Genomic DNA, 21697 nt, shown 5'->3' on the forward strand with positions numbered 1-21697 from the left:
CGCGGGAGTCAGTCGCGCAGCGGCACGGCCCAGCACACCTCGGTGCCGCGCGACTCGGCCGCGGTGACCGTGAAGGTGCCGTCGAGGCGGCTGGCGCGTTCGCGCAGGTTGACCAGGCCACCCCGGGCGGCGGCCGGGTCGCAGCCCACCCCGTTGTCGGTGACCGTCACGGTGACCTGGCCGGAGTCGACGCGTACGGCGACGTCGACGCGGGTGCACTGCGCGTGGCGGACCACGTTCGACAGCGCCTCGCGCAGCACGGCGGTGAGGTCCGGGCGGATGGCGTCCGGAACGGCGCTGTCCACCGGCCCGGAAAGCTCCAGGTGCGGCCTGAAGCCCAGCGCTTCGGCGGCGGCCTCGACCGCCGCACGGATCTCGGTGCGCAGCTCCGAGGTCATCGGCGTACGCAGCTCGAAGATCGTCCGCCGGATGTCGCGGATGGTGGCGTCGAGATCGTCGACCGCCGCGTTGATCCGTTTGGCCACCTCCGGGCGGGCCATCGGTGCGGCGCTCTGCAGTTGCAGGCCGGTGGCGAAGAGTCGTTGGATCACCACGTCGTGCAGGTCGCGGGCGATCCGCTCGCGGTCCTCCAGGACCACCAGCAGTTCCCGTTCCTCCTGGCCGCGCGCCCGTTCCATGGCCAGCGCGGCCTGCCCGGCGAAGCTGCCCAGCAGCGTCAGGTCCTCCTCGCTGGCGCCACCGCCGCGCTCCGGGCGGTGCGCCACGATCAGCACGCCGTGCAGGGCCTCTGCGGTGGTGAGTGGCGAGATCATCGCCGGGCCGGTGTGCAGCAGCGCCGGCCACGGCGCGGCGTGCGCCAGGTCGTCCACCTGGTCGTGCCGGCCCTCGGCGACAGCCGCGCCGAAGCTGGTGTCGGCGGCGGGCAGGACCGTGCCGACGAGCGCGTGGGCCTGCTCGTCGGGGCCGTCGACCACCTCCACGGAGAACTGCTCGGTGTCGGTGTCGTAGAGCAGCACCAGCGCCAGCTCGGCCTCGGCGACCTCGCGGGCTCGGCGGGCGACCAACGCCAACGCGTCGGTACGGCGTACCTCGCCCAGCAGCACCGTGGTGATCTCGGCGGTGGCGGCGAGCCAGCGTTCCCGCCGGTGCGCCAGGGCGTACAGGCGGGCGTTCTCGATGGCCACGCCGGCGGCGGCGGCGAGCGCGACGACGATCTCCTCGTCGTCCTCGGTGAACTGGGCACCGCCCTGCTTCTCCGCCAGGTAGAGGTTGCCGAAGATCTGGTCGCGGATGAGGACCGGCACGCCCAGGAAGCTGTGCATGGGCGGGTGGTTGGCCGGGAACCCGTAGGAGCGGGGGTGCTGGGTGATGTCGGGCATCCGCAGCGGCCGGGGATCGTCGATGAGCAGGCCGAGCACGCCCCGCCCGTGCGGCAGGTCGCCGATCTGCTCGTGCTGCTCGGGCGTGATGCCGTGGACGATGAAGTCGTGCAGCAGCCGGTCCGGGCCGACCACGCCGAGCGCGCCGTACCGGGCGCCGACCAACTCGCAGGCCGCCTGCACGATGCGTTGCAGGGTGGTGCGCAGATCCAGGTTGGTGCCGATGCCGACCACCGCGTCGAGCAGGGCTCGCAGGCGCTCCCGGCTGGTCACCACCTCACCGACCCGGACCAGCATCTCCTGCAACAGCTCGTCGAGACGGACCCGCGACAGCGGGCTCAGCCCGAGCGACGGTGCCGCCGTTGGTTCCGGACGGGGCGGCGGCACGCTGCTGGTCACCGAGGCATGGTAGCGCCGGTGCCGCTCGTCGCCAGACCCGTCAACGGACCGCGGAGGTGTCGACCACCTGTGCGGTGGTCAACCGCGGCGTGTGCGGCGGACCCGCCTGCGTCGGGTCCGCGATGCCCAACCGCAACGCGATGTACGGGAAGCCGATCCCGGAGAGCATCTGACGCAAGGTCTGCCGGGTGCCCGGCACCTCCACCACCGCGCTGAGCGGCACCACGGACACGCCAAGCCGAGTGGCGGTCAGCCAACCGGCGGAGAGCGCCTCGCCCGCGCGCAGCCAACTGTCCCGCTCGTCCTCGTCGCCGTGCAGCATCGCGTACACCGCCATCCGATCGTGGCCTGGGCCCACCGGCAGGCTGCCGGGACGGCCGAAGTCGCGGCCCGGCACGGTGGTCTGCGCAGGCTGCTCGGGCAGCACCTCGGCGGGCAGGCCGGTGCCCTCGCCGGCCCGGCTGGTCCAGTACGCCAGCTCGGCGCGCAGCTCCGGATCCTCGGCCTCGACCGTGTCGGCGTGCCCCGCGGTGGCGGCCAGCTCCAACATCTCGTCGCGGTCGAGGATCTGCAAACGACACCCCTCGGCGGTGACCGCCCGGGTGATCTCCTCGATCGCGGTGGGCGGCACCGGCTCGTCGCTGACCGGCCGCCGGTCGGTGTGCCGGACCTGCATGCACTGCACCATGCGCATGGCGTCCGGGTCGGCCGTGGTGTGGCTGAGGTCGGTCAGCCGAGCCAGTAGCTCGCTGTCGGCCGGGTCGGGCAGCCGTTGCACCACGGCGCGCCACCCCTCGACGGCCAGCGCCAGTCGGGCGTGGTGCAGGGCGGTGCCGCAGCTGATCGCGAGCAGTCGCCCCTCGGGGTCGGCGGCGGCGAGCTGTCGGTCGGCGACGGAGCGCAGCTCCAACGCGTCGGGCAGCACCCGCCAGCGCCACGGCTGGCTGTTGTGCACCGAGGGGGCGTGGCCGGCGGTGGCGGCGGCCTCCGCCAGCGCGGTGGTCAGCTGACTTTCCTGACTCATGGTCACGACCTTTCCGTCTCTGCTCATCGTGCCGTACGGCGCGTCGCCGTGTCTGGGGTTGCCGCCTCATCCTGTGCCATCCGGTGGTGTGCCCGCAGGGGCCACAGGTCCCGACCACGCCGAGCCGTTACGCCCGCCTTACCAGGCCCGGCACACCGCCACGACGTGCGGACACCGGGCGAAACGCCCGGTGTCCGGCCGCTGGCCGCCCACCGGCTGCGACGATGCGCAGGTGGGGGCCGAGCCAAACGAGTGCGTACCGGAGCAGCCGGTCCGCGGACGGGTCCGGCGGTGGTGGGCGTGGGTGCCGCTGGTTGGGCTCACCGCCGCAGTGCTGGCGGGTGCGGTGCTGCGCATCGCCGGCCGGGCCGGCGCAGCCGACCTGATCTGGGCGGCCGTCACGGTGGCCGCGCTGCTACCGGCCGCATGGTCGATGCTGCGCTCGTTGTGGCACCGGCACTTCGGCGTGGACGTGATCGCCGTGCTGGCGCTGGCCGGTGCGCTCGGCGTCGGGGAGTACCTGGCCGGGGCGGTCATCGCCGTGATGCTGGCGACCGGGCGGTCGTTGGAGGCGTACGCGCAGCGCCGGGCCACCCGCGACCTGCGGGCCCTCCTGGAGCGCGCTCCGCGTACCGCACGTCGGCGTGGGCCCGGAGGCGCTATCGAGGTGGTGCCGCTGGACCAGGTGGCGGTGGCGGACCGGTTGCTGGTCGGCCCGGGGGACGTGGTGCCGGTCGACGGGACCGTCGGCGAGGCGGCCACGCTGGACGAGTCGGTGGTGACCGGAGAGTCGCGGCTGGTTCAGCGGGCCGCCGGGGAGGCGGTGCCCAGCGGTGTGGTCAACGCCGGCGCGGGGTTCGGCATGCGCGCGACAAGGAACGCTGCGCAGAGCACATACGCCGGGATCGTCCGGTTGGCCCAGGAGGCGACCGCCCGCAAGGCCCCGATGGTGCGGCTGGCCGACCGGTACGCCGCCGCTTTCGTGCCGTTCACGCTGGTCCTGGCCGGGCTGGGCTGGCTGCTCTCCGGCGACGTGGTCCGGGCGGTGGCGGTGCTGGTGGTGGCCACCCCCTGCCCGCTGCTGCTGGCCACCCCGATCGCGATCGTGTCCGGCCTGTCCCGGGTGGCCCGGCGCGGGGTCCTGGTCCGCGACGGTGGCGCGCTGGAGCTGCTCGGCCGGGCTCGGACACTGCTGGTGGACAAGACCGGCACGCTGACCGCCGGCCGCCCGCGCGCCGCCGAGACGGTAGTCGCCCCGGCTGGTGATCGTGACGAGGTGTTGCGCCTCGCGGCCTCGGTGGAGCAGTTGTCTCCGCACGTGCTGGCCACCGCGCTGGTCCGGCAGGCTCGCGATCGGGGGTTGACACTGACCGAGCCGACTGGCGTCACCGAGGAGCCGGGACGGGGGGTCACCGGCCGGGTCGACGGCCGACTGGTCCGGGTCGGTCAGGTCACCGGGAAGCTGCCCGAGTGGGCGGACCGGGCGCGGGCCCGCACCGAGCTGGCCGGTTGGTCTGCGGTGTGGGTCAGCGACGAGGGTGGAGTGCTCGGCGCGATCCTGCTGGAGGATCCGGTTCGCCCCGACGCCCGCCGCACCGTACGGCGCCTGCGTGCGGCGGGGCTGCGGCGGATCCTGCTGGTCACGGGCGACCAACCGGCCACCGCAGCGCAGGTCGCGGCGATGGTGGGGGTGGACGACGTGCTTGCCCGCTGCACGCCGCAGGAGAAGGTGGCCCGGGTCCGGGCGGAGGCCGACCGGGCGGTCACCGTGATGGTCGGCGACGGGGTCAACGACGCTCCTGCACTGGCTGAGGCGCACGTGGGCGTGGCGATGGGCGCGACCGGCGCGAGCGCCTCGGCGGACGTGGCGGACGCGGTGCTCACCGTGGACCGGCTGGACCGGCTCGCCGACGCGGTGGAGATCGCCCGGTACGCCCGGCGGATCGCGGTGCAGAGCGCCACCGTCGGGATGGGGTTGGCCGTGCTGGCGATGCTCGTGGCGGCGGCCGGTCGGCTGCCCCCGGTCGTTGGCGCGTTCCTTCAGGAGGGCATCGACGTGCTGGTGATCCTCAACGCGCTGCGGGCACTGGGAGGTGGGCTGCGCCGGCGCGACGTCCCGCCGCGCACCCGGGAGTTGCTCGCCCACTACGCGGCGGAACATCAGGCGGTCCGCGACGTGCTGGCCGGGTTGCGGGACACCGCCGACCTGGTCGCCACCGACCCGGCCTCGCCGAGGTGCCTGCCGGCGGTACGCGAGACGTACCGCCGGTTGACCGAACGCGTGCTGCCGCACGTGACTGCCGAGGAGCGACAGCTCTACCCCGCGCTGGCCGCCCCGCTGGGCAGCGAGGAGGCGACGTCGACGATGAGTCGGGCACACGTGGAGATCCGCCGTCAGGTGGACCTGCTCGGCGCCCAACTCGCCCAGACCGCCGACGGCCGGCCGCGCCCCGACCAGGTTCCCGACCTGCTGGCCACCCTCTACGGGTTGGACGCGGTGCTGCGCCTGCACCTGGCTCAGGAAGAGGAAGAGTTCTTCTCCCTCGACCCGTCCGACCCGACGACCGCGCGGCGGTGACCCCGGGTCAGGTCGCGCATCCCGGTGCGGCCCCGCCCGGCGGATGTCAGCGTTCGCGGACCACCGCGACCGGGCAGTGGGCGTGCTGGATGAGCTGCTGGCTGACCGAGCCGAGCAGCATTCCGGCCAGCCCGCCCCGGCCGCGGCTGCCGACCACCACCAGCCGCGCGTCCCGGCTCGCCTCGATCAGCATGGCCGCCGGGCTGGTCGGGACCAGATCGACGGTGATGGTCAGCTCGGCGAACGTCCGCCGCCACGGCTCCAGCGCCTGCTCCACGGCGGCCCGCTCGTCGGGCACCCCGGCCGCCCCGCCTGGGCCGGGCGTCCAGGCGTGCAGGACGCGCAACGGCACCTGACGCTGTGCCGCCCGTTCGGCCGCGAAGCCGAGCGCCACCAGCGACGGTTCCGAGCCGTCCACGCCGACCGCCACCGGGCCGGCCAGGGCTTTGTCGGCCCCGTCCCGGACCACCACGACCGGGCAGTGGGCGTGCGCGGCGACCGAGACCGCCGTCGACCCGGCCAGCAGGCCACCGAATCCGCCGTGACCCCGGCTGCCGAGCACCAGCATCCCGGCCTCCGCCGAGCGTTCCTGCAACACCAGCGCGGGCGGCCCGTCGTACACCTCGCCGGTGATGGTCAGCCCGGGGTTCGCCGCTGTGGCGTCCGCCGCGGCCTTGCGCACCAGGTCGTCGACCTGCCGGCGGGCGGTGTCGTCCGGCCACACGCCGGGGGCCACGCCCGGGCCGACCCAACTGGCCACCGTCAGCCATTCGAAGACGTACGCCAGCCGCACCGGCTGGCCGCTGTGCCGTGCCTCGTCGATGGCCCAGTTCAGGGCGATCGAGGCGTCGGTGGAGCCGTCGTAGCCGACCAGGATCTCCGCGTTGCGCACGTCGTCCTCCTTCAGGGGGTGGTCGGGTCGGTGTCGCGGACCCAGCGCCATTCGGCGACCTGGGGGTCGTCCTCGCCGTACTGGCGGGTGTAGTCGCGGGCCGCCTGCCGGGCGTCGACCATCCGTTGGCGCAGGTGCGCGGCGCTGGCGGCCAGCCCGGGCACCCGGTCGATGACGTCGATGACCAGGTGGAAGCGGTCCAGGTCGTTGAGCATCACCATGTCGAAGGGGGTGGTGGTGGTGCCCTCCTCCTTGTAACCGCGCACGTGCAGGTTCTCGTGGTTCGTGCGGCGGTAGGTGAGTCGGTGGATCAGCCATGGATAACCGTGGTACGCGAAGATGATCGGCCGGTCCTGGGTGAAGATGGTGTCGAACTCGTTGTCGGTCAGACCGTGTGGATGCTCGGTGTCCGGCTGGAGGCGCATCAGGTCGACCACGTTGACCAGGCGCACCTTCAATTTCGGCAGGTGCTGGCGCAGCAGTTCGGCGGCGGCCAACGTCTCCAGGGTGGGCACGTCTCCGCAGCAGGCGAGCACCACGTCCGGTTCGGTGACGCCGTCGCTGCTGGCCCACTCCCAGATGCCCAGGCCACGCCGGGTGTGCTGGATCGCCTCGGTCATCGTCAACCAGTTCGGGGCGGCCTGCTTACCGGCCACCACCACGTTGATGTAGTGCCGGCTGCGCAGGCAGTGGTCCATCGTGGCGAGCAACGTGTTGGCGTCCGGTGGCAGATAGACCCGCACCACCTCGGCCTTCTTGTTGACGACGTGGTCGATGAAGCCCGGGTCCTGGTGGGAGAAGCCGTTGTGGTCCTGCCGCCAGACGTGGCTGGAGAGCAGGTAGTTCAGCGAGGCGATCGGCTGCCGCCAGGGGATGGCCCGGGTCACCTTCAGCCACTTGGCATGCTGGTTCAGCATCGAGTCGACGATGTGGATGAACGCCTCGTAGCTGGTGAACACGCCGTGCCGGCCGGTCAGCAGGTAGCCCTCCAGCCAGCCCTGGCACAGGTGCTCGGAGAGCACCTCCATGACCCGCCCGTCGGGGGAGAGGTGGTCGTCGCCGGGCACTGTGGCGGCCACCCAGGCCCGGTCGGTCACCTCGAACGCCGCACCCAGCCGGTTGGACGCGACCTCGTCCGGGCCGAACAGCCGGAACGTCTCCGGGTTGGCGCTGATGACGTCGCGGATCCACGGGCCGAGCACCCCGGTCGCGCCGGCGATCGGCGTACCCGGTTCGGGAACCTCCACGCCGTAGTCGCGGAAGTCCGGCAGGGTCAGGTCGCGCAGCACCACGCCGCCGTTGGTGACCGGGTTGGCGCTCATCCGCCGGTCACCGCGCGGCGGCAGCGTCAGCAGCTCCTCCACCGGCGCGCCGGTCGCGTCGAACAGCTCCTCCGGCCGGTAGCTGCGCAGCCAGTGCTCCAGCTCGGCCCGGTGCGCAGGGTTGTCGCGTACGCCCGACAGCGGCACCTGGTGGGCGCGGTAGGTGCCCTCCACCTGGGTGCCGTCGACCTCACTCGGGCCGGTCCAGCCCTTCGGCGTCCGCAGAATGATCATCGGCCAGCGGGGGCGTTCGACGACGCCTCCGGAGCGGGCCCTCCGCTGGATCTCGGCGATCTCGCTCAGCACGCGGTCCAGCGTCGCGGCGAGGGTCCGGTGCACCCGGGCGGGCTCGTCACCGGCCACGACGTACGGCTGGTAGCCCGATCCACGCATGAGGTCCAGCAGGTCGTCCTCGGGGATCCGGGACAGCACCGTCGGGTTGGCGATCTTGTAACCGTTGAGGTGCAGGATGGGCAGCACCGCGCCGTCACGGGCCGGGTTGAGGAACACGTCGGAGAGCCAACTGCCGGCCAGCGGCCCGGTCTCCGCCTCGCCGTCGCCGATCACGCAGGCCACCAGCAGGTCCGGGTGGTCGAACGCGGCGCCGTAGGCGTGGCTCAGCGCGTACCCCAGCTCGCCGCCCTCGTGGATCGAACCCGGCACGTCCGCCGCGACATGGCTGGGGATGCCGCCCGGGAAGGAGAACTGGCGGAACAGCCGGGACATCCCGGCCTCGTCGCGCGCCACGTCGTGGTAGCGCTCCGACCAGGTGCCCTCCAGCCAGGTGTTGGCCACGATGGCCGGGCCGCCGTGGCCGGGGCCGGTGACCAGCATGGCGTTGAGGTCGCGCGCCACGATCACCCGGTTGAGGTGGGCGTAGATCAGATTGAGGCCGGGGCTGGTGCCCCAGTGCCCGAGCAGTCGGGGTTTGATGTCGTCGGGGGTCAGCGGCTCGCGCAGCAGCGGATTGTCCAGCAGGTAGATCTGCCCGACGGTGAGGTAGTTCGCGGCGCGCCAGTAGGCGTCCAGCCGGCGCAGCTCGTCGTCGGTGAGGGCGTGGTGCACGTCGAGAGCGGTCTCCATCATGCTGCCTCTCGCGGGTAGGAGTGGGGCCTCCGGCGTCCAGCCTGGCCGGTGCGGACGCCCGGGGTCAGGGCCGTTGGTCCCGCGCCGGGCGGGCATCGGGCCCGGTCAGCGGCGCCTCGGCCAGGCCGCGGACGACGACCACCGGGGCCGGGGAGTGGTAGAGCAGGGACTGGGCGACCGCGCCCAGCATGGCCCGCCCCGGCTCGTCGCCGCGGGCGGCGACCAGCGCCACCTGCGCGTTGCGGGAGGTGTCGATCAGCACGTCGGCGGGGTCGCCGCGTACCACGCGACACTCGGTCGGCACGGTGTGGTCCCGCCCGGCGTGCCGGACCAGTGCCTCGGTGAGCTGCTCGGCGACCGCGTCGGTGTCCTCGTCGTACTCCACCACCCGCAGGGCCAGCAGTCGGGCGTCGCGGCGGGCCGCGCACTTGAGGGCCCACTGCAGGGCGAGGTGTGAGCTGGGCGAGCCGTCGACGCCCACCAGCACCGGGCCCTGCGGCGGCGGTTCACGTCGGACCACCAGCAGGGGGCATCCGGCCCGGGCGGCCAACTGCACGGCTGTCGTCTCGGCCGGAACGCACTGACCGCTGCCCGCCATGCCGCTGTCGCCGACGGCCAGCAGGAAGGCGGCCTCCGAGCGGCGGATGAGGGTGGGCAGCATGGCGCTCTCGACGATCTCCCCGCGTACGGTCAGCCCTGGCTCGGTCTGGTGGGCGAGTTGGGCGGCGTGGGTGATCAGATCTTCGGCCTGGTCGCGGGGTGCGGCGACGGTGTCCGCGGCGAAGGCCGCGCGCCAATCGAAGGTGTGCAGCAGGTGCAGTGGCCGGCCGTGTCCGGCGGCCTCCTGCGCGGCCTGTTCGACGACCGGGAGGTCGAGTTCCGACCCGAGGCCGACCAGCACCGCTGCGTCGGCGGGTGCGGCCATCCGATATCACCTCCCGGGCGTCGCGCCCGGCACGACCAAGCTGTCCCTGACCGAGGGTAGTCGGCTGAGCACGGTGGCGGGTCCGATCCGCTGCGGTCGCCGCTCGTCAACCAGGGTTGACAGACCCGCAGTTGTCAACGTATGTTGACGGCATGAGTCAGGCGACAGAACTAGCGGCGGCAGCCGGCAGCACCGACCCCCGGGTCGGGCTGCGCGCCGTCCGCGCGCTACGCCGGCTCCTCGAGCGACTCGAGGTGGTCCAGGTTGACAACGCCCGACGGCAGGGCTGGTCCTGGCAGGAGATCGCCGACACGCTCGAGGTCAGCCGGCAGGCAGTGCACAAGAAGCACGCCGGGCGACCGGCGGTCAACTCATCCTGGGAGGCGTGATGTTCGAACGGTTCACCGACCGGGCACGCGACGTGGTGCGACGGGCGCTGGAGGAGGCGCGGGTCGAGGGCCAACGCCCGGTCGGCACCGAGCACCTGCTGCTCGCCCTGCTCGCCGACGACGCCGGGCTGGCCAGCCGGGTGCTCGCCGACGCCGGGGTGCGCGCCGACGACCTGCGCGAACGCGTCCGCCGGCACACAGTCAGCGGCGGCGCCGGCCTCGGCGACGCGGACGCGGCGGCCCTGCGGGAGATCGGCATCGACCTGGCCGCGATCGTGGCCCGCATCGAGCAGTCCTTCGGCCCGGACGCGCTACGGGAGGCGGTGCCGGCGCCGCGTCGCCGCTGGGGGCGTAGGCGCTACCTCGGCGGCCCGTTCTCGCCCCGCTCCAAGAAGGCGCTGGAGCTGTCCCTGCGGGAGGCCCTGCGACTGCGACACAAACACATCGGCACCGAGCACATCCTGCTCGGGGTGCTCCGGGAGGGCCACGGGCTGGGAGCGGTGGTGCTCACCGAGTCCGGGATCGACCTCGATGATCTGCGCCGACGGGTGGAGATCGCCCTGCGGGCGGCGGCCTGACGGGCACGAGCATTCTGAAACCTGTCTGTGGCACTTCCGACGCCACGTCGACGCCGGGTCGCTGAAGCCGTCCGGGTGCTGCACACTGACGCCGTGGATGCTGGACAGGACAGGCGGCCCGCTGGCGGCGACGGCGGGTTGCGCTCCGCCGTGGTGGTGAACCCGTCGAAGGTCGACGATCTCGACGAGCTGCGCCGCACTGTCGACGACGCCCTCGCCGCGGCCGGCTGGCCCGAGCCGCAGTGGTACGAGACGACTGTCGAAGACCCCGGTCGGGGCCAGACCGAAGAGGCCGTCAAGGCCGGCGTCGACCTGGTCTTCGCCTGCGGCGGCGACGGCACCGTGATGGCCTGCGTCAGTGGGTTGGTCGGCACCGACGTGGCCCTCGCCGTGCTGCCGCAGGGCACCGGCAACCTGCTCGCCGCCAACCTGGGGCTCTCCACCGATCTGGCCGCCGGGCTCCAGGTCGCCGTCGAACGCGGCCGGCGACTGCTCGACGTCGGCGCGGTGGAGGACAAGTACTTCACAGTGATGGCCGGCATGGGCTTCGACGCCCAGATGCTCGAAGCCACAAACGAGACGACGAAGGCCCGCATCGGCTGGCCCGCGTACGTGGTGGGCGCCGTCCGCCACCTGCGGGACCGGCCGATGCGGGTGCAGATCCGCATCGACGACCGGCCGGCGGTGCGCCGCCGGGCCCGTTCGGTCCTGATCGCCAACGTGGGCCGGCTGCAGGGCGGAGTGACCCTGCTGACCGAGGCCGAGCCGGACGACGGCTGGCTCGATGTCGCCGTGCTCACCCCCCGAAACCTGCGGCACTGGCTCGCGCTCGGTTGGGCGGTGATCCGCCGCAGCGGCCAGGTGCCGCAGTTGGAGGTGTTCCGGGGTCGGCGCGTGGTGGTCAGCAGCAACCGGGCGCAGCCTCGGGAGTTGGACGGCGACCTGATCTCCCCGGGTCGACAACTGCGGGCGGAGATCCGACCCCAGGCGCTCTGGCTCTGCGTTCCGCAGCCCGAGGGCGCCCCCGACCTGGCCGTTGACGCGCAAGGCGCCGGGGAGCGGGGCGAGCAGCTGATCGAGGAAGCGCGCCGTGAGTAGCACCCGGATCGTGCCGGAGACCCGGCTGATGGCCGACGAGGAGCTGTCCGCCGACGACGCCTGGCACACACTGCGCCGGCAGGGCGGCTGGCACCTGCTGCGGGACGCCTTCATCCGGTTCCGCTACGGCGACGGGTTCAGCCACTCCCGGGCCTTCGCGCTGCAACTCTGCCTCGCCGTGGTGCCGTTCCTGATCGCCCTCACCGGGCTGATCAGCGAGCTGGGCGTCCGGGAGGGCGGCCAGGTGGTCGCCGACACCGTCCTGGCGCTCACCCCCGGCCAGAGCGAGCAGGTGGTCTCCGAGCTGCTCGGTGAGGGCGAACGCGTCGAGGACGCCGGCGAGCTGGCCCTCACCCTCGGTCTGCTCACCGGCCTGTTCGCGCTCACCACCACGATGGCCCAGATCGAGCGGGGCGCCAACCGCATCTACGGCGTCGAGCGGGACCGCCCGGCGCTGCGCAAATACCTGCGGGCCGCCGTGCTGGCCGTCACCGCCGGCCTGCCCGCCCTCGCCGGCTTCCTGATCCTGGTCGGCGGCGGCGCGATGGGCGACTCGGTGCGCGAACACTACGAGTGGGGCGCGCTCGCCAACGGCATCTGGGACGTGATCCGCTTCCCGCTGAGCCTCGGGTTGACCGTCGTCGCCGTCGCCGTGCTGTTCCGACAAGCGCCGCGCCGCAACCAGCCGGGCCTGTCCTGGCTGTTCTTCGGGGCCGGCATCGCCACCGCGCTGTGGTGGCTGGCCAGCCTGCTGCTCGCCGCGTACGTGCGGTTCAGTGACGGTTTCGGGCAGACCTACGGCGCCCTGACCGGCATGATGGCGCTGCTGCTCTGGGCCAACCTGACCGGGATGGCGCTCTTCGGCGGGCTGTCCTTCGCCGCGCAACTGGAGGCGCTGCGCATTGGTGTGCGGGAGCCCGCCCAACCGGATCTGTGGGAGCCCGACCCGGACCGCGCCGAGCTGTACGACACCGGGGACATGTCGGCGCTCTAGCGCTGTGGCGTGTACGACGGACGCGGATCGGGTAAAGCGCCTCGCCAGACAGGAAAGGGAGGTGCGGGGTGGCCGCGGTCAAAGAGGTGGCGCACCGTCCGGTCGGTCATTTCGCCGAACGGAGCATTGCCGGTCTGGTGGCCGTCACCGGTGCCGGGGTGGCCTTCGGGCTGCTGTTGTTGCTCGTCCGGGTGCAGTGGAGCCCGTTGCAGGACGTCGACCACGGGCTCGCCGAGTGGTTCAACGGGCTCGTCGCCCCGCACCACGCGCTGGTCACCGTGCTCCAGGCGGTGACGGACCTGGGCGGCCGGCCGATCCTCATCTGGCTGGTCACCATCGCCGTGGTCGGTCTGCTGATCCGGCGACAGCCCCGACTCGCCGTTTACCTGATCATCACGGGGGTCGGTGGCCTGATCCTCGACCCGTCACTGAAGACGCTTGTCGGCCGGCTCCGCCCGGTGGTGGACGTGCCGATCGCCAGCGCGCCCGGCAACAGCTTCCCGAGCGGGCACGCGCTCGGCTCGTTCGTCGCGTACGGAGCGCTGCTGCTGGTGTTCCTGCCGGCGATGGCACCCCGCTGGCGTAAGCCGGCCATCGTCGGCGTCGGTGTGCTGGTGGCGCTGGTCGGGCTGACCCGGATCGCGCTGGGCGTGCACTTCGTCTCCGACGTGCTGGCCGCCTGGCTGCTCGGCGCCGCCTGGCTGGGCGTCACCGCGTACGCCTTCCGCCTGTGGCGGCGGGAGCGGGGCAAGCCGGTGCCGCCGCTGACCGAGGGCCTGGAGCCGGAGGCGGGGCACGACATCGCCCCCGCCCCGGCCGAGGAACACGTGCTGGCCCATCCCCGCTCGGCGGTGGCCGAGCTGCTGGTCGGCTGGGTGATCGTGTTCGGCGCGCTGTACGGCTTCGGCACGTACGTCAGCTACCACGCCAAGGGCACCTTCTTCGACACCCTCGACACTGAGGTGCCGCGGTGGTTCGCCGAACGGCACACCGAGGTGCTGACCGACATCAGCTGGTGGTGGAGCAAGTTCGGTGACACCCATGCCATCCTGCTGATCTCGCTGGTGTTCTGCCCGCTGGTGCTGGCGGTGTGGCGGCGCTGGCGCCCGGTGCTCTTCGTGGCGCTGGCGATGGTGGGGGAGTTGACCCTCTTCCTCGCGTCGGCCCGCGCGGTGGACCGGCCACGTCCGCCGGTGGAGAACCTGGACGGGCAGATGCCCACCTCGTCGTTCCCGTCCGGGCACATCGCGGCCACGATCTGCGTCTGGCTGGCGATCACCGTCATCGTGTTCCCGCGTACCGACAGGTGGTGGCGCTGGATCTTCGTGGGGCTGGCCGTGCTCATGCCGGTCGGGGTGGCCACGTCCCGGATGTACCGGGGGATGCACCACCCGACCGACTTCATGGGCGCGATCGTGCTCTCCGCGCTCTGGATCGGCCTGCTCTACCTGGTGATCCGCCCGAACGAGGATCTGAAGGAAGGTAACCAGCCGGCCATCGAGTCGGAGGACGTGGACACCCTCGACGACGAGCTGGCGCGGGCCGGCCGAGCCGACTAGGCGTCGCCGTCGTGCTGCGGGTGATGACCTGGAACATTCGCACCGGCGGCCGGGATCGCGGCGGCCTCGACCGGCTGGATCAGGTGGTTCAGGTCGTCGACGAGCAGGCACCGGACGTGCTGGCGTTGCAGGAGTTGCGCGGTTTTGACAGGGGCGGGTTGATGGCCGGCGTGGCGGGCCGGGTGGGGATGGTTCCCCACCTGGCCCGGTCCTGCTTCGGGCAGCCGGTGGCGGTGCTGGTCCGGCCGCCGTACCGGGTCGTCGACGCGAGGCCGGTGCGTCGGCCGTTCCACCATGCCGCCGCCCGCGTCGTGGTGGCCACGTCGGCCGGCCCGTTCACTGTGCTGGGCACCCACCTCTACCCGTACTCCGGGGGTCGGCGGCGGATGGAGGTGGACTGGTTGATCGCCGCGATGCGCCACGACCAGGGGCCGTTGACGTTGATCACCGGTGACCTCAACTCGCTCGATCCGACCGTCGACCACACCGACCGGCTGGCTGGTATGCCCACCCTCTACCGGCGGCGGCACCTGCGTCGCTCCGGCGACACGGTGGACACCCGGGCGGTCGCCCGGCTGCTCGCCGCCGGTCTCGTCGACCTCTGGCCGTCGGGCAACGTCGACGCGCCGGAGGCCGCCGGCTACACGGTGCCCACCGGGCTGGGTGGGGCCGAGTTCGCCGGGATGCGGTTGGACTACCTGCTCGGCAGTCCGGCGGTGGCGCAGCGGGTGCGCGACTGTCGGGTGATCCGCGACGGGGTGGCGGCCACCGCCTCCGACCACTATCCGCTGCTCGCCACGCTGGAGCTGTCTCCCGGCTGACGCCGCCGTCGGCTCGCGCGGCCGGTGCCACCCAGGGCGTGGCGCCGGCCGATTACCGTGCCACCGTGACCGACCGCCGCACCCTCCGCTCGCCGTTGCCAGGTCCGCCGAACGATCACCGGGCCGCGCCGCCGAGGGCTCGTCCGGCCGCCGACCCGCCGGTCTCGGGCAGGGCGCAGCCGGCCGCCGTCGCGCCTCCGCTCGTCGCGGCCGTCGCGCGTGGTGTGGCGCTGGTCGTGGTGCTGCCGGTACGCCTGCTCTGGGAGCTGATCGTGGCTGCCGGCCGACTGCTGCACCGGTACCTGCTCCGCCCGGCCGGCCGGTGCCTGCGCCGCTGGCTGCTGGCCCCCCTGGCCTGGCTGCTGCACCGGCTGGTCTGGCTTCCGCTGGTCTGGTGCGCCCGGCACCTGCTGTGGCTTCCGCTGGTGTGGGTCGTCCGCACGGTGATCTGGCCCGCGCTGGTCTGGTTGACCCGTCATGGGCTGCGTCCGGCCCTCGTGGTCCTGGGGCGCGTGCTCGTCTGGCTCGCCAGGTACCTGGTCCTGTGGCCGCTGCGATGGTTGGGCACGGTGCTCACGCCCGTCGGTCGGCTGGTCGTCGCCGCAGTGGTCGGTGCGTGGCGGACGGCCGGCCGGATGCTGCGACTGCTCCACCGACTGCTGCTGCGCCCGCTGCTGTCCGGAGTCCGGTGGGTCTGGTCGGTGACGGTCGTGCCGGTGGCGCGGGGGCTCAGGGCGGTGTGGCGGGCCACCGTCGCGCCCGCGGCCCGCTGGGCCCGCCGTTCGGTGCTCGACCCGGCCCGGCTTGCCGTCCGGGAGGTGCTCAACGCCCTGGGCCTGCGCCGTTGAGACGTACGGGGCTCAGAGCACCAGATTCAACAGGACGGTCAGCACCACCGACGCCACGATCGAGAAGAGGATCATCAGGAGGCAGCCGAGGCCACCGCCGAGCGGGCGGATCTCCGTATTGCCGAAGCGCATGATGTTCACCTGTCCGTGAGTGCGGGATGAGGGGCGAGCAGGCGCCGGATCGCGTCCGCGACGGCAGTTGGAGCGGTAGTGATCACGTTGTGCGCGGCACCGGGAACGACCACCCGGGACGCCTGCGGCACCAGCCGTGTCGCTTCGTCCCGCCACCGTTGCGGTACGTGGAGAGCGCGACGGCCAGCGGGGTGAGGTACCGGTGCGAGACGGCCAGGCCGTGCACCAGCACCACGGGTGGCGTGCCGGTCCCCGGGTCGGCGCTGCGGCGGGTGTGGGTGCGCAGTCCGTCGACGAGTCGCCACTCGCTGGTGAGTCCTGCGGCTGGCCGGGGCGCGGCCATGCCGAGCCGCAGTTCGGCCAGCCCGAACCGGCTGGTCCGAGCCGGTCGGGCTGACCCGACCGGCGGATGGGTCGCGATCCGATTCACAGTTGGCGCAGTCGGGGCAGCAGTTGCTCCTGGGCCCAGTCCAGGAACATCGGCTGGGTCTCCCCACCCACCTGGATGATCGCCACGTGCGTGAAGCCGGCGTCGACGAACTTGCGGAACGCCTCGACGTGCGCGTCCACGTCCGGGCCGCAGGAGATGCCCTCGGCGACGTCCTCCTCGCGGACGAACTGGGTGGCGGCGGCGAACGACTCCGGGCCGGGCAGGTCGGCGTTGACCTTCCAACCCATGCCGAACCAGCGGAACTGGTCGTGCACGATCTTGCGGCACTCCGCCTCGTCGGGGCCGTAGCAGATGGCCACCTGGCCGTAGCGGGGCTGGCCGACGCCCCCGGCGTCGTCGTACATCTCGATGATGTGCCGGTCGGGTTCGGTGGAGATGAGGCCGTTGCCGTACTCGGCGGCCAACGTCGCGGACTGTCGACCGGACGCGGCGACGGCCATCGGCACCGGCCGTTCCGGGCGGTCCCAGACGTAGGCGTCGGGCACGTCGAAGTGGTTGCCGGAGAAGGTCAGCGTCTCGCCGTTGAGCAACGGCCGGATGATCTGCAACGCCTCCTCGAACATCTCGTGCCGCTGCTGCACGTGCGGCCAGCCGCCGACCACGTGCTCGTTCAGGTTCTCCCCGGCACCCAGGCCGAGGGTGAACCGGCCGTCGGAGAGCGCGCCGACGGTGCTGGCCTTCTGCGCCACCACGGCCGGGTGGTAGCGGCGGATCGGGCAGGTCACGAATGACATCAGCTCCGCGCGGGAGGTGGCATGGGCGACAGCGCCGAGCACCGACCAGGCGTACGGGGAGTGGCCCTGGGAGTCCAGCCACGGGTAGTAGTGGTCGGACACCACCAGTTGGTCGAAGCCAGCCGCCTCGGCCCGTACCGCATGGTCCACCAGCTGCTTGGGCCCGGCCTGCTCGCTCATCAGGGTGTAGCCGACGCTGACCATCCTGGTATCCCCTCTCGCTGACGGATCGTTCCCGGGATACCCCGGTGCACAGCGGTCAACCCTCCCGTCCGGTTCGGCTGCCGCGATGCTTGACGGGAGCCGACCACCTGCCTACCGTCGCTCTTAACCGGTTAAGACCCGGGTGTGGCGCACATCCTGTGGTGGGGATGACCGCCCCGTGACGGCCCGCGTCCGCGTGGGCCGTTGCGGCTGTCCGGGCTGCGGGCCCGTCAACTGAACCGGTTGCGAAGGCCAATCCATCGTCCTACGCTGATGCCTGCGCCGGGAGCCGGGCGCGGCTGCCGGGCTGCAGCCGCCTTTCCCGTCACGTCCCCACCCCTGTCGGGCACCGGGGGTCCTCCCTGAGGAAGGCCATGAAGACTCGACTCTCCGCCGCCGGCGCGACAGTGCTCGCGTTGCTCGTCACCGTGCTGGCGTTCGGCCAGCCGGCGCACGCCGCGGCTGGGTTCTCCGTCGCTGGCGGCAAGTTGTACGACGCCAACGGCGCCGAATTCATCATGCGCGGCGTCAACCACGCGCACACCTGGTACCCGCAGCAGACCAGTTCGTTCGCCGACGTCAAGGCGCTCGGCGCGAACACCGTGCGGGTGGTGCTCTCCAGCGGCGACCGGTGGACCCGCAACACCAACGCCGACGTCGCCAACGTCATCTCGCTCTGCAAGACCAACCGGCTGATCTGCGTGCTGGAGGTGCACGACACCACCGGGTACGGCGAGCAGAGCGGCGCGATCACCCTCGACCGCGCCGTCGACTACTGGCTCAGCCTCGCCGACGTCCTCGCCGGCCAGGAGAGGTACGTCATCGTCAACATCGGCAATGAGCCGTACGGCAACCAGAACTACGGCTCGTGGGCCACCGACAACGCCAACGCGATCAAGCGCCTGCGGGCCGGCGGGTTGACCCACACGATCATGGTGGACGCGCCGAACTGGGGGCAGGACTGGTCGTTCACCATGCGCGACAACGCCGCGTCGGTCTTCGCCGCCGACCCGGCCCGCAACACCGTGTTCTCCATCCACATGTACGGGGTCTTCGACACCGCCGCGGAGATCAGCGACTACCTGGGCCGGTTCCGCACCGCGGGGCTGCCCATCGTGGTCGGTGAGTTCGGCTTCAACCACTCCGACGGCAACCCGGACGAGGACGCCATCCTCGCGTACAGCCAGGCCAACGGGATCGGTTGGCTGGGCTGGTCGTGGAGCGGCAACGGCGGCGGCGTCGAGTATCTCGACCTGGCCACCAACTTCAACCCGGCGAGCCTGACCGACTGGGGTCAGCGCCTCTTCAACGGGGTCAACGGCATCCGGCAGACCGCCCGCGAGGCCACCGTCTTCGGCGGCACCCCACCGCCGACGACGCCCCCGCCGACCACGCCGCCCCCCAGCGGTGGCTGCACGGCGACGTACACGGTGACCAACCAGTGGCAGGGCGGCTTCCAGGGTGAGGTACGGGTGACCGCCGGCGCGAGGGCGATCACCGGCTGGACCGCCGGGTGGACCTTCGCCAACGGCCAACGCGTCACCCAGTCCTGGAATGTGGCGCTCACCAGCAGCGGAACCACGGTGACCGCCCGCAACACGGATTACAACGGACGACTGGCCGCCGGGGCCAGCGCCAGTTTCGGCTTCCTCGGCAGTTGGACCGGCACCAACAGCCTGCCCGCGGTGAGCTGCACGGCGAGCTGACCGTCGGACCGGTGGCCGGGTCCGCACCGGGCCCGGCCACCGGAAACCGTCCCGGTCAGTGCTCCCCGGCGAGGTTCACGATGACCACCCCGGCGATGATCAGTGCGATGCCGGTGAGCTTGGCGAGCCCCACCGACTCACCCAGGAAAACCGCCCCGATCGCCACGATGGCCGCGGTGCCCAGACCCGACCAGAGGGCGTACGCCACCCCGACGGGGATCTCCTTGACGGCCTGGGCCAGCAGGAGGAACGCCAGCGCGTAGCCGCCGAGGCACGCCACCGTCGGCCAGAGTCGACTGAACCCGGCGGTGCTCTTGATCAGGCTGGTCGCCACCACCTCGGCGAGAATGGCGATCCCCAGCAGCACGTACGCCATGCGTCCCCTCGGTCCTTCGTGATCGATGAGCCCATCGCCACCCAGGCTAGTGCCGGTGAGGTCCCCGCCCGGCGGGCCCGTGCACGTGACGTCCGGGCACCCCCGGCACCTACCACCGAATGCCTTTGGAGCTGATGTCACAAACGAATCGGCCACATAGCGCCCCGCCGCTGGGCCGCGCTGCTGGGCCGCGCTGCTGGGCCGCACTGCCGGGCCGCACTGCCGGGCCGCGCTGCCGGGCCGCGTCGCCGGGCCGCGCCGTGGAGCCGCGCCGCCCCGGCGCTCAGGCCATGGATGAATCGTTTACGGCATCAACTCCAAAGGCGGCCCGGCCCACACCCGCCCGCTGATCCGCGTCGAGTGAGGGGGCGCTGGCCCGCCTGTCGGTCCCGACCAAGCCGGCGACGCCGGTAGGGGCGTGCGAAGGAGCCGGCAGGGTAGATCTTGGACACTTTCCGTTTCGTGCTGACGGAAACTGTCCAAGGTTGCCGGCCGTGGTGCGTGAGGCTGCTGCCGTCACACCCAAACGGGCTCTCGTCACGGCGACCACCCGCGAGGCGGGCAGTCCCCGGGCTGGGCGGCCAGTCGGGCTGCTCGCATGGTCAGGTAGAGCTGCTCGGGGCGGCTGCTCGTGCGGGCGGCGGCGATCCGATAGTCGGCGACCGCCCGGGCCTGGTCACCGGCCATCTCGTGCAGGTGGGCGCGGGCGGCGGCCAGCCGGTGGTGTCCGGCCAACTGCGGGTCGTCCGTCAACGTGTCGAGGGCAGCCAGGCCGGCGGCTGGTCCGTGCACCATGGCAGTTGCCACGGCCCGGTTGAGGGCCACCACAGGGCTGGCGGCCAAGCGTTCCAGCACCTCGTACAGCGCCAGAATCTGCGGCCAGTCGGTCTGCTCGGTGCTCGGCGCCTCGTCGTGCAGGGCGGCGATGGCGGCCTGTACCTGGTACGGACCGACCGGCCCGCGCGGCAGGGCCCGGGTGACCAGTGCGACGCCTTCGGCGATCGCCGTCGCGTCCCATCGGCTGCGGTCCTGATCGGCGAGTGAGATCAGCTCGCCGGAGGGCCCGGTCCGCGCCGGCCCGCGGGCCTCGGTGAGCAGCATCAACGCCAGCAGCCCGGCTGATTCGCTGTCGTTCGGCAGCAGCGTGTGCAGTGCGCGGGTCAGCCGGATCGCCTCCGCCGCGAGATCGACGCGACGCAGGTCCGGGCCGGTGGTGCTGGTGTGGCCCTCAGTGAAGACCAGGTAGAGCACCTGCCGTACGGCGACCAACCGGTCCGCCCGATCCGCCGGCTCGGGCATCCGGAAGGGTAGCCCGGATACCCGGATGCGGTGCTTGGCCCGGCTGATCCGCTGCGCCATCGTCGCCTCGGGCACCAGGAACGCGCGGGCGATCTCGGCGGTGCTCAACCCACCGACGGCGCGCAGGGTCAGCGCCACCGCCGACGTTGGCGCGAGCGCCGGGTGACAGCAGAGGAAGAGCAGCACCAGCGTGTCGTCCCGCTCGGCGGTCAATTCCTCGTCCGGGGCTGGCGCGTACCGCTGGTCGTCCGGATCCCGGCGGGCGACCAGGTCCTCCCGGCGGCGTCGGGCCTGCTCACCGCGGACCAGCTCGATCATCCGCCGGTAGCCGACCTGGATCAGCCAGCCACGGGGGTTCGCCGGCAGTCCCTCGGTCGGCCACTGGGTTGCGGCGGCCAGCAGCGCCTCCTGCACCGCGTCCTCAGCGGTGGCGAAGTCACCGAAGCGGCGGCTGAGCACGCCGAGGACCTGCGGCGCCAACTCGCGCAGCAGGTCCTCGATGCGGGGATCGGTGTTCAGCCCTCACAGCTCCTGTGCCGGGGCGGACATCACCGGGTGCACCTCGATCGGCATGTTCAGCGGACGACCACCGGGGCCGGGCGCCGTGGAGATGTGCGCGGCCAACTCCACGGCCCGCTGCGGGCTCTCGCAGTCGACGATCCAGAAGCCGGCCAGGAACTCCTTCGTCTCGGCGAACGGCCCCTCGGTGACCACCGGTGCCCCGCCCTCGCCGGCGCGGACGATCCGGGCCTGCTGCGGGCCGCCGAGACCCTGCCCGTCGACCCACTCACCGGCGGCGGTGAGCTTGGCGTTGACCTCGCCCATGAACGCGATGTGCGCCCGGACCTCGTCCTGGGTCCAGGTGTCGATGCTCGGGAAGTCGGTTCCGGCGGCGCTGAACTGCATCAGCAGCATGTACTTCATTGTTGGCTCCTCACGCCT

19 protein-coding genes are annotated in these 21697 nt (G+C 72.4%); 9 read left to right on the plus strand and 10 right to left on the minus strand.

Translation table 11 applies throughout. From position 1 onward, the window contains the following. Positions 1 to 8: 8 nt before the first annotated feature. Both ACGF3C_RS24850 and ACGF3C_RS24855 read right to left on the minus strand, forming a co-directional pair. Positions 9 to 1682, minus strand: a complete 1674-nt coding sequence (locus tag ACGF3C_RS24850; RefSeq protein ID WP_393225776.1) for a GAF domain-containing protein — start codon at positions 1680 to 1682, stop codon at positions 9 to 11. Positions 1683 to 1779: 97 nt separating this feature from the next. Next, positions 1780 to 2763 carry an Acg family FMN-binding oxidoreductase gene (locus ACGF3C_RS24855; protein WP_393225572.1) on the minus strand — a complete coding sequence of 328 codons (984 nt, stop codon included), beginning with the start codon at positions 2761 to 2763 and terminating at the stop codon, positions 1780 to 1782. 232 nt (positions 2764 to 2995) lie between these two features. Between ACGF3C_RS24855 and ACGF3C_RS24860 the strand changes: the two genes are divergently transcribed. Beyond that, positions 2996 to 5341, plus strand: a complete 2346-nt coding sequence (locus ACGF3C_RS24860; RefSeq protein ID WP_357230733.1) for a heavy metal translocating P-type ATPase — start codon at positions 2996 to 2998, stop codon at positions 5339 to 5341. 46 nt (positions 5342 to 5387) lie between these two features. On the opposite strand, the gene ACGF3C_RS24865 is transcribed toward ACGF3C_RS24860, so the two are convergent. From ACGF3C_RS24865 to ACGF3C_RS24875, 3 genes are all read right to left on the minus strand, one after another. Continuing rightward, the gene (locus ACGF3C_RS24865) at positions 5388 to 6284 is read right to left on the minus strand and encodes a universal stress protein (RefSeq protein ID WP_393225575.1); all 897 of its coding nucleotides are present in this window, start codon (positions 6282 to 6284) and stop codon (positions 5388 to 5390) included. Further along, positions 6245 to 8638, minus strand: a complete 2394-nt coding sequence (locus tag ACGF3C_RS24870; protein WP_393225779.1) for a phosphoketolase — start codon at positions 8636 to 8638, stop codon at positions 6245 to 6247. The genes ACGF3C_RS24865 and ACGF3C_RS24870 overlap by 40 nt, the downstream gene beginning before the upstream one ends. A 67-nt stretch (positions 8639 to 8705) precedes the next feature. After that, the gene (locus ACGF3C_RS24875; protein WP_393225578.1) at positions 8706 to 9566 is read right to left on the minus strand and encodes a universal stress protein; all 861 of its coding nucleotides are present in this window, start codon (positions 9564 to 9566) and stop codon (positions 8706 to 8708) included. A gap of 152 nt (positions 9567 to 9718) precedes the next feature. Between ACGF3C_RS24875 and ACGF3C_RS24880 the strand changes: the two genes are divergently transcribed. From ACGF3C_RS24880 to ACGF3C_RS24910, 7 genes are all read left to right on the plus strand, one after another. Then, positions 9719 to 9955, plus strand: a complete 237-nt coding sequence (locus ACGF3C_RS24880) for an HTH domain-containing protein (protein ID WP_030336062.1) — start codon at positions 9719 to 9721, stop codon at positions 9953 to 9955. Next, the gene (locus ACGF3C_RS24885) at positions 9955 to 10533 is read left to right on the plus strand and encodes a Clp protease N-terminal domain-containing protein (protein WP_393225782.1); all 579 of its coding nucleotides are present in this window, start codon (positions 9955 to 9957) and stop codon (positions 10531 to 10533) included. Before ACGF3C_RS24880 ends, ACGF3C_RS24885 begins: the two co-directional genes overlap by 1 nt. 93 nt (positions 10534 to 10626) lie before the next feature. Beyond that, a complete protein-coding gene (locus ACGF3C_RS24890; RefSeq protein ID WP_393225581.1) occupies positions 10627 to 11631 on the plus strand; it encodes a diacylglycerol/lipid kinase family protein in 1005 nt (334 codons plus the stop codon). Beyond that, complete coding sequence (locus ACGF3C_RS24895) at positions 11624 to 12625, plus strand: YihY/virulence factor BrkB family protein (protein WP_357224817.1); 1002 nt, start codon at positions 11624 to 11626, stop codon at positions 12623 to 12625. Before ACGF3C_RS24890 ends, ACGF3C_RS24895 begins: the two co-directional genes overlap by 8 nt. Positions 12626 to 12693: 68 nt before the next feature. Then, positions 12694 to 14184: a phosphatase PAP2 family protein gene (locus ACGF3C_RS24900; RefSeq protein ID WP_357224813.1), complete on the plus strand. Its 1491-nt coding sequence runs from the start codon at positions 12694 to 12696 to the stop codon at positions 14182 to 14184. 11 nt (positions 14185 to 14195) lie between these two features. Next, positions 14196 to 15005, plus strand: coding sequence for an endonuclease/exonuclease/phosphatase family protein (locus ACGF3C_RS24905; RefSeq protein ID WP_393225586.1), 810 nt, complete (start codon positions 14196 to 14198; stop codon positions 15003 to 15005). A 65-nt stretch (positions 15006 to 15070) separates the two neighbouring features. Then, on the plus strand, positions 15071 to 15853 hold the full coding sequence (locus ACGF3C_RS24910; RefSeq protein ID WP_393225589.1) for a hypothetical protein: 783 nt from the start codon (positions 15071 to 15073) through the stop codon (positions 15851 to 15853). Between the two features lie 214 nt (positions 15854 to 16067). On the opposite strand, the gene ACGF3C_RS24915 is transcribed toward ACGF3C_RS24910, so the two are convergent. Both ACGF3C_RS24915 and ACGF3C_RS24920 read right to left on the minus strand, forming a co-directional pair. Further along, complete coding sequence (locus ACGF3C_RS24915; RefSeq protein ID WP_393225592.1) at positions 16068 to 16415, minus strand: alpha/beta fold hydrolase; 348 nt, start codon at positions 16413 to 16415, stop codon at positions 16068 to 16070. Beyond that, entirely contained in the window at positions 16412 to 17374 is a 963-nt protein-coding gene (locus ACGF3C_RS24920) for a TIGR03557 family F420-dependent LLM class oxidoreductase (RefSeq protein ID WP_393225595.1), read from the minus strand. Before ACGF3C_RS24920 ends, ACGF3C_RS24915 begins: the two co-directional genes overlap by 4 nt. 374 nt (positions 17375 to 17748) lie before the next feature. On the opposite strand from ACGF3C_RS24920, the gene ACGF3C_RS24925 reads away from it, so the two are divergent. After that, complete coding sequence (locus ACGF3C_RS24925; protein WP_393225598.1) at positions 17749 to 19080, plus strand: cellulase family glycosylhydrolase; 1332 nt, start codon at positions 17749 to 17751, stop codon at positions 19078 to 19080. Positions 19081 to 19135: 55 nt separating this feature from the next. Here the strand turns inward: ACGF3C_RS24925 and ACGF3C_RS24930 are convergent, their stop codons facing one another. The 3 genes from ACGF3C_RS24930 to ACGF3C_RS24940 form a co-directional block, all read right to left on the minus strand. Further along, positions 19136 to 19456 (minus strand): multidrug efflux SMR transporter, encoded by a 321-nt coding sequence (locus ACGF3C_RS24930; protein WP_112585076.1) that lies wholly within the window; start codon positions 19454 to 19456, stop codon positions 19136 to 19138. Positions 19457 to 19993: 537 nt separating this feature from the next. Next, complete coding sequence (locus ACGF3C_RS24935; RefSeq protein ID WP_393225785.1) at positions 19994 to 21274, minus strand: RNA polymerase sigma factor; 1281 nt, start codon at positions 21272 to 21274, stop codon at positions 19994 to 19996. Positions 21275 to 21277: 3 nt separating this feature from the next. Then, entirely contained in the window at positions 21278 to 21679 is a 402-nt protein-coding gene (locus ACGF3C_RS24940; RefSeq protein WP_210786655.1) for a YciI family protein, read from the minus strand. Between the last annotated feature and the right edge of the window lie 18 nt (positions 21680 to 21697).

The sequence above is a fragment of the Micromonospora sp. NPDC047762 genome, assembly GCF_043204655.1.
Lineage (GTDB): Bacteria > Actinomycetota > Actinomycetes > Mycobacteriales > Micromonosporaceae > Micromonospora.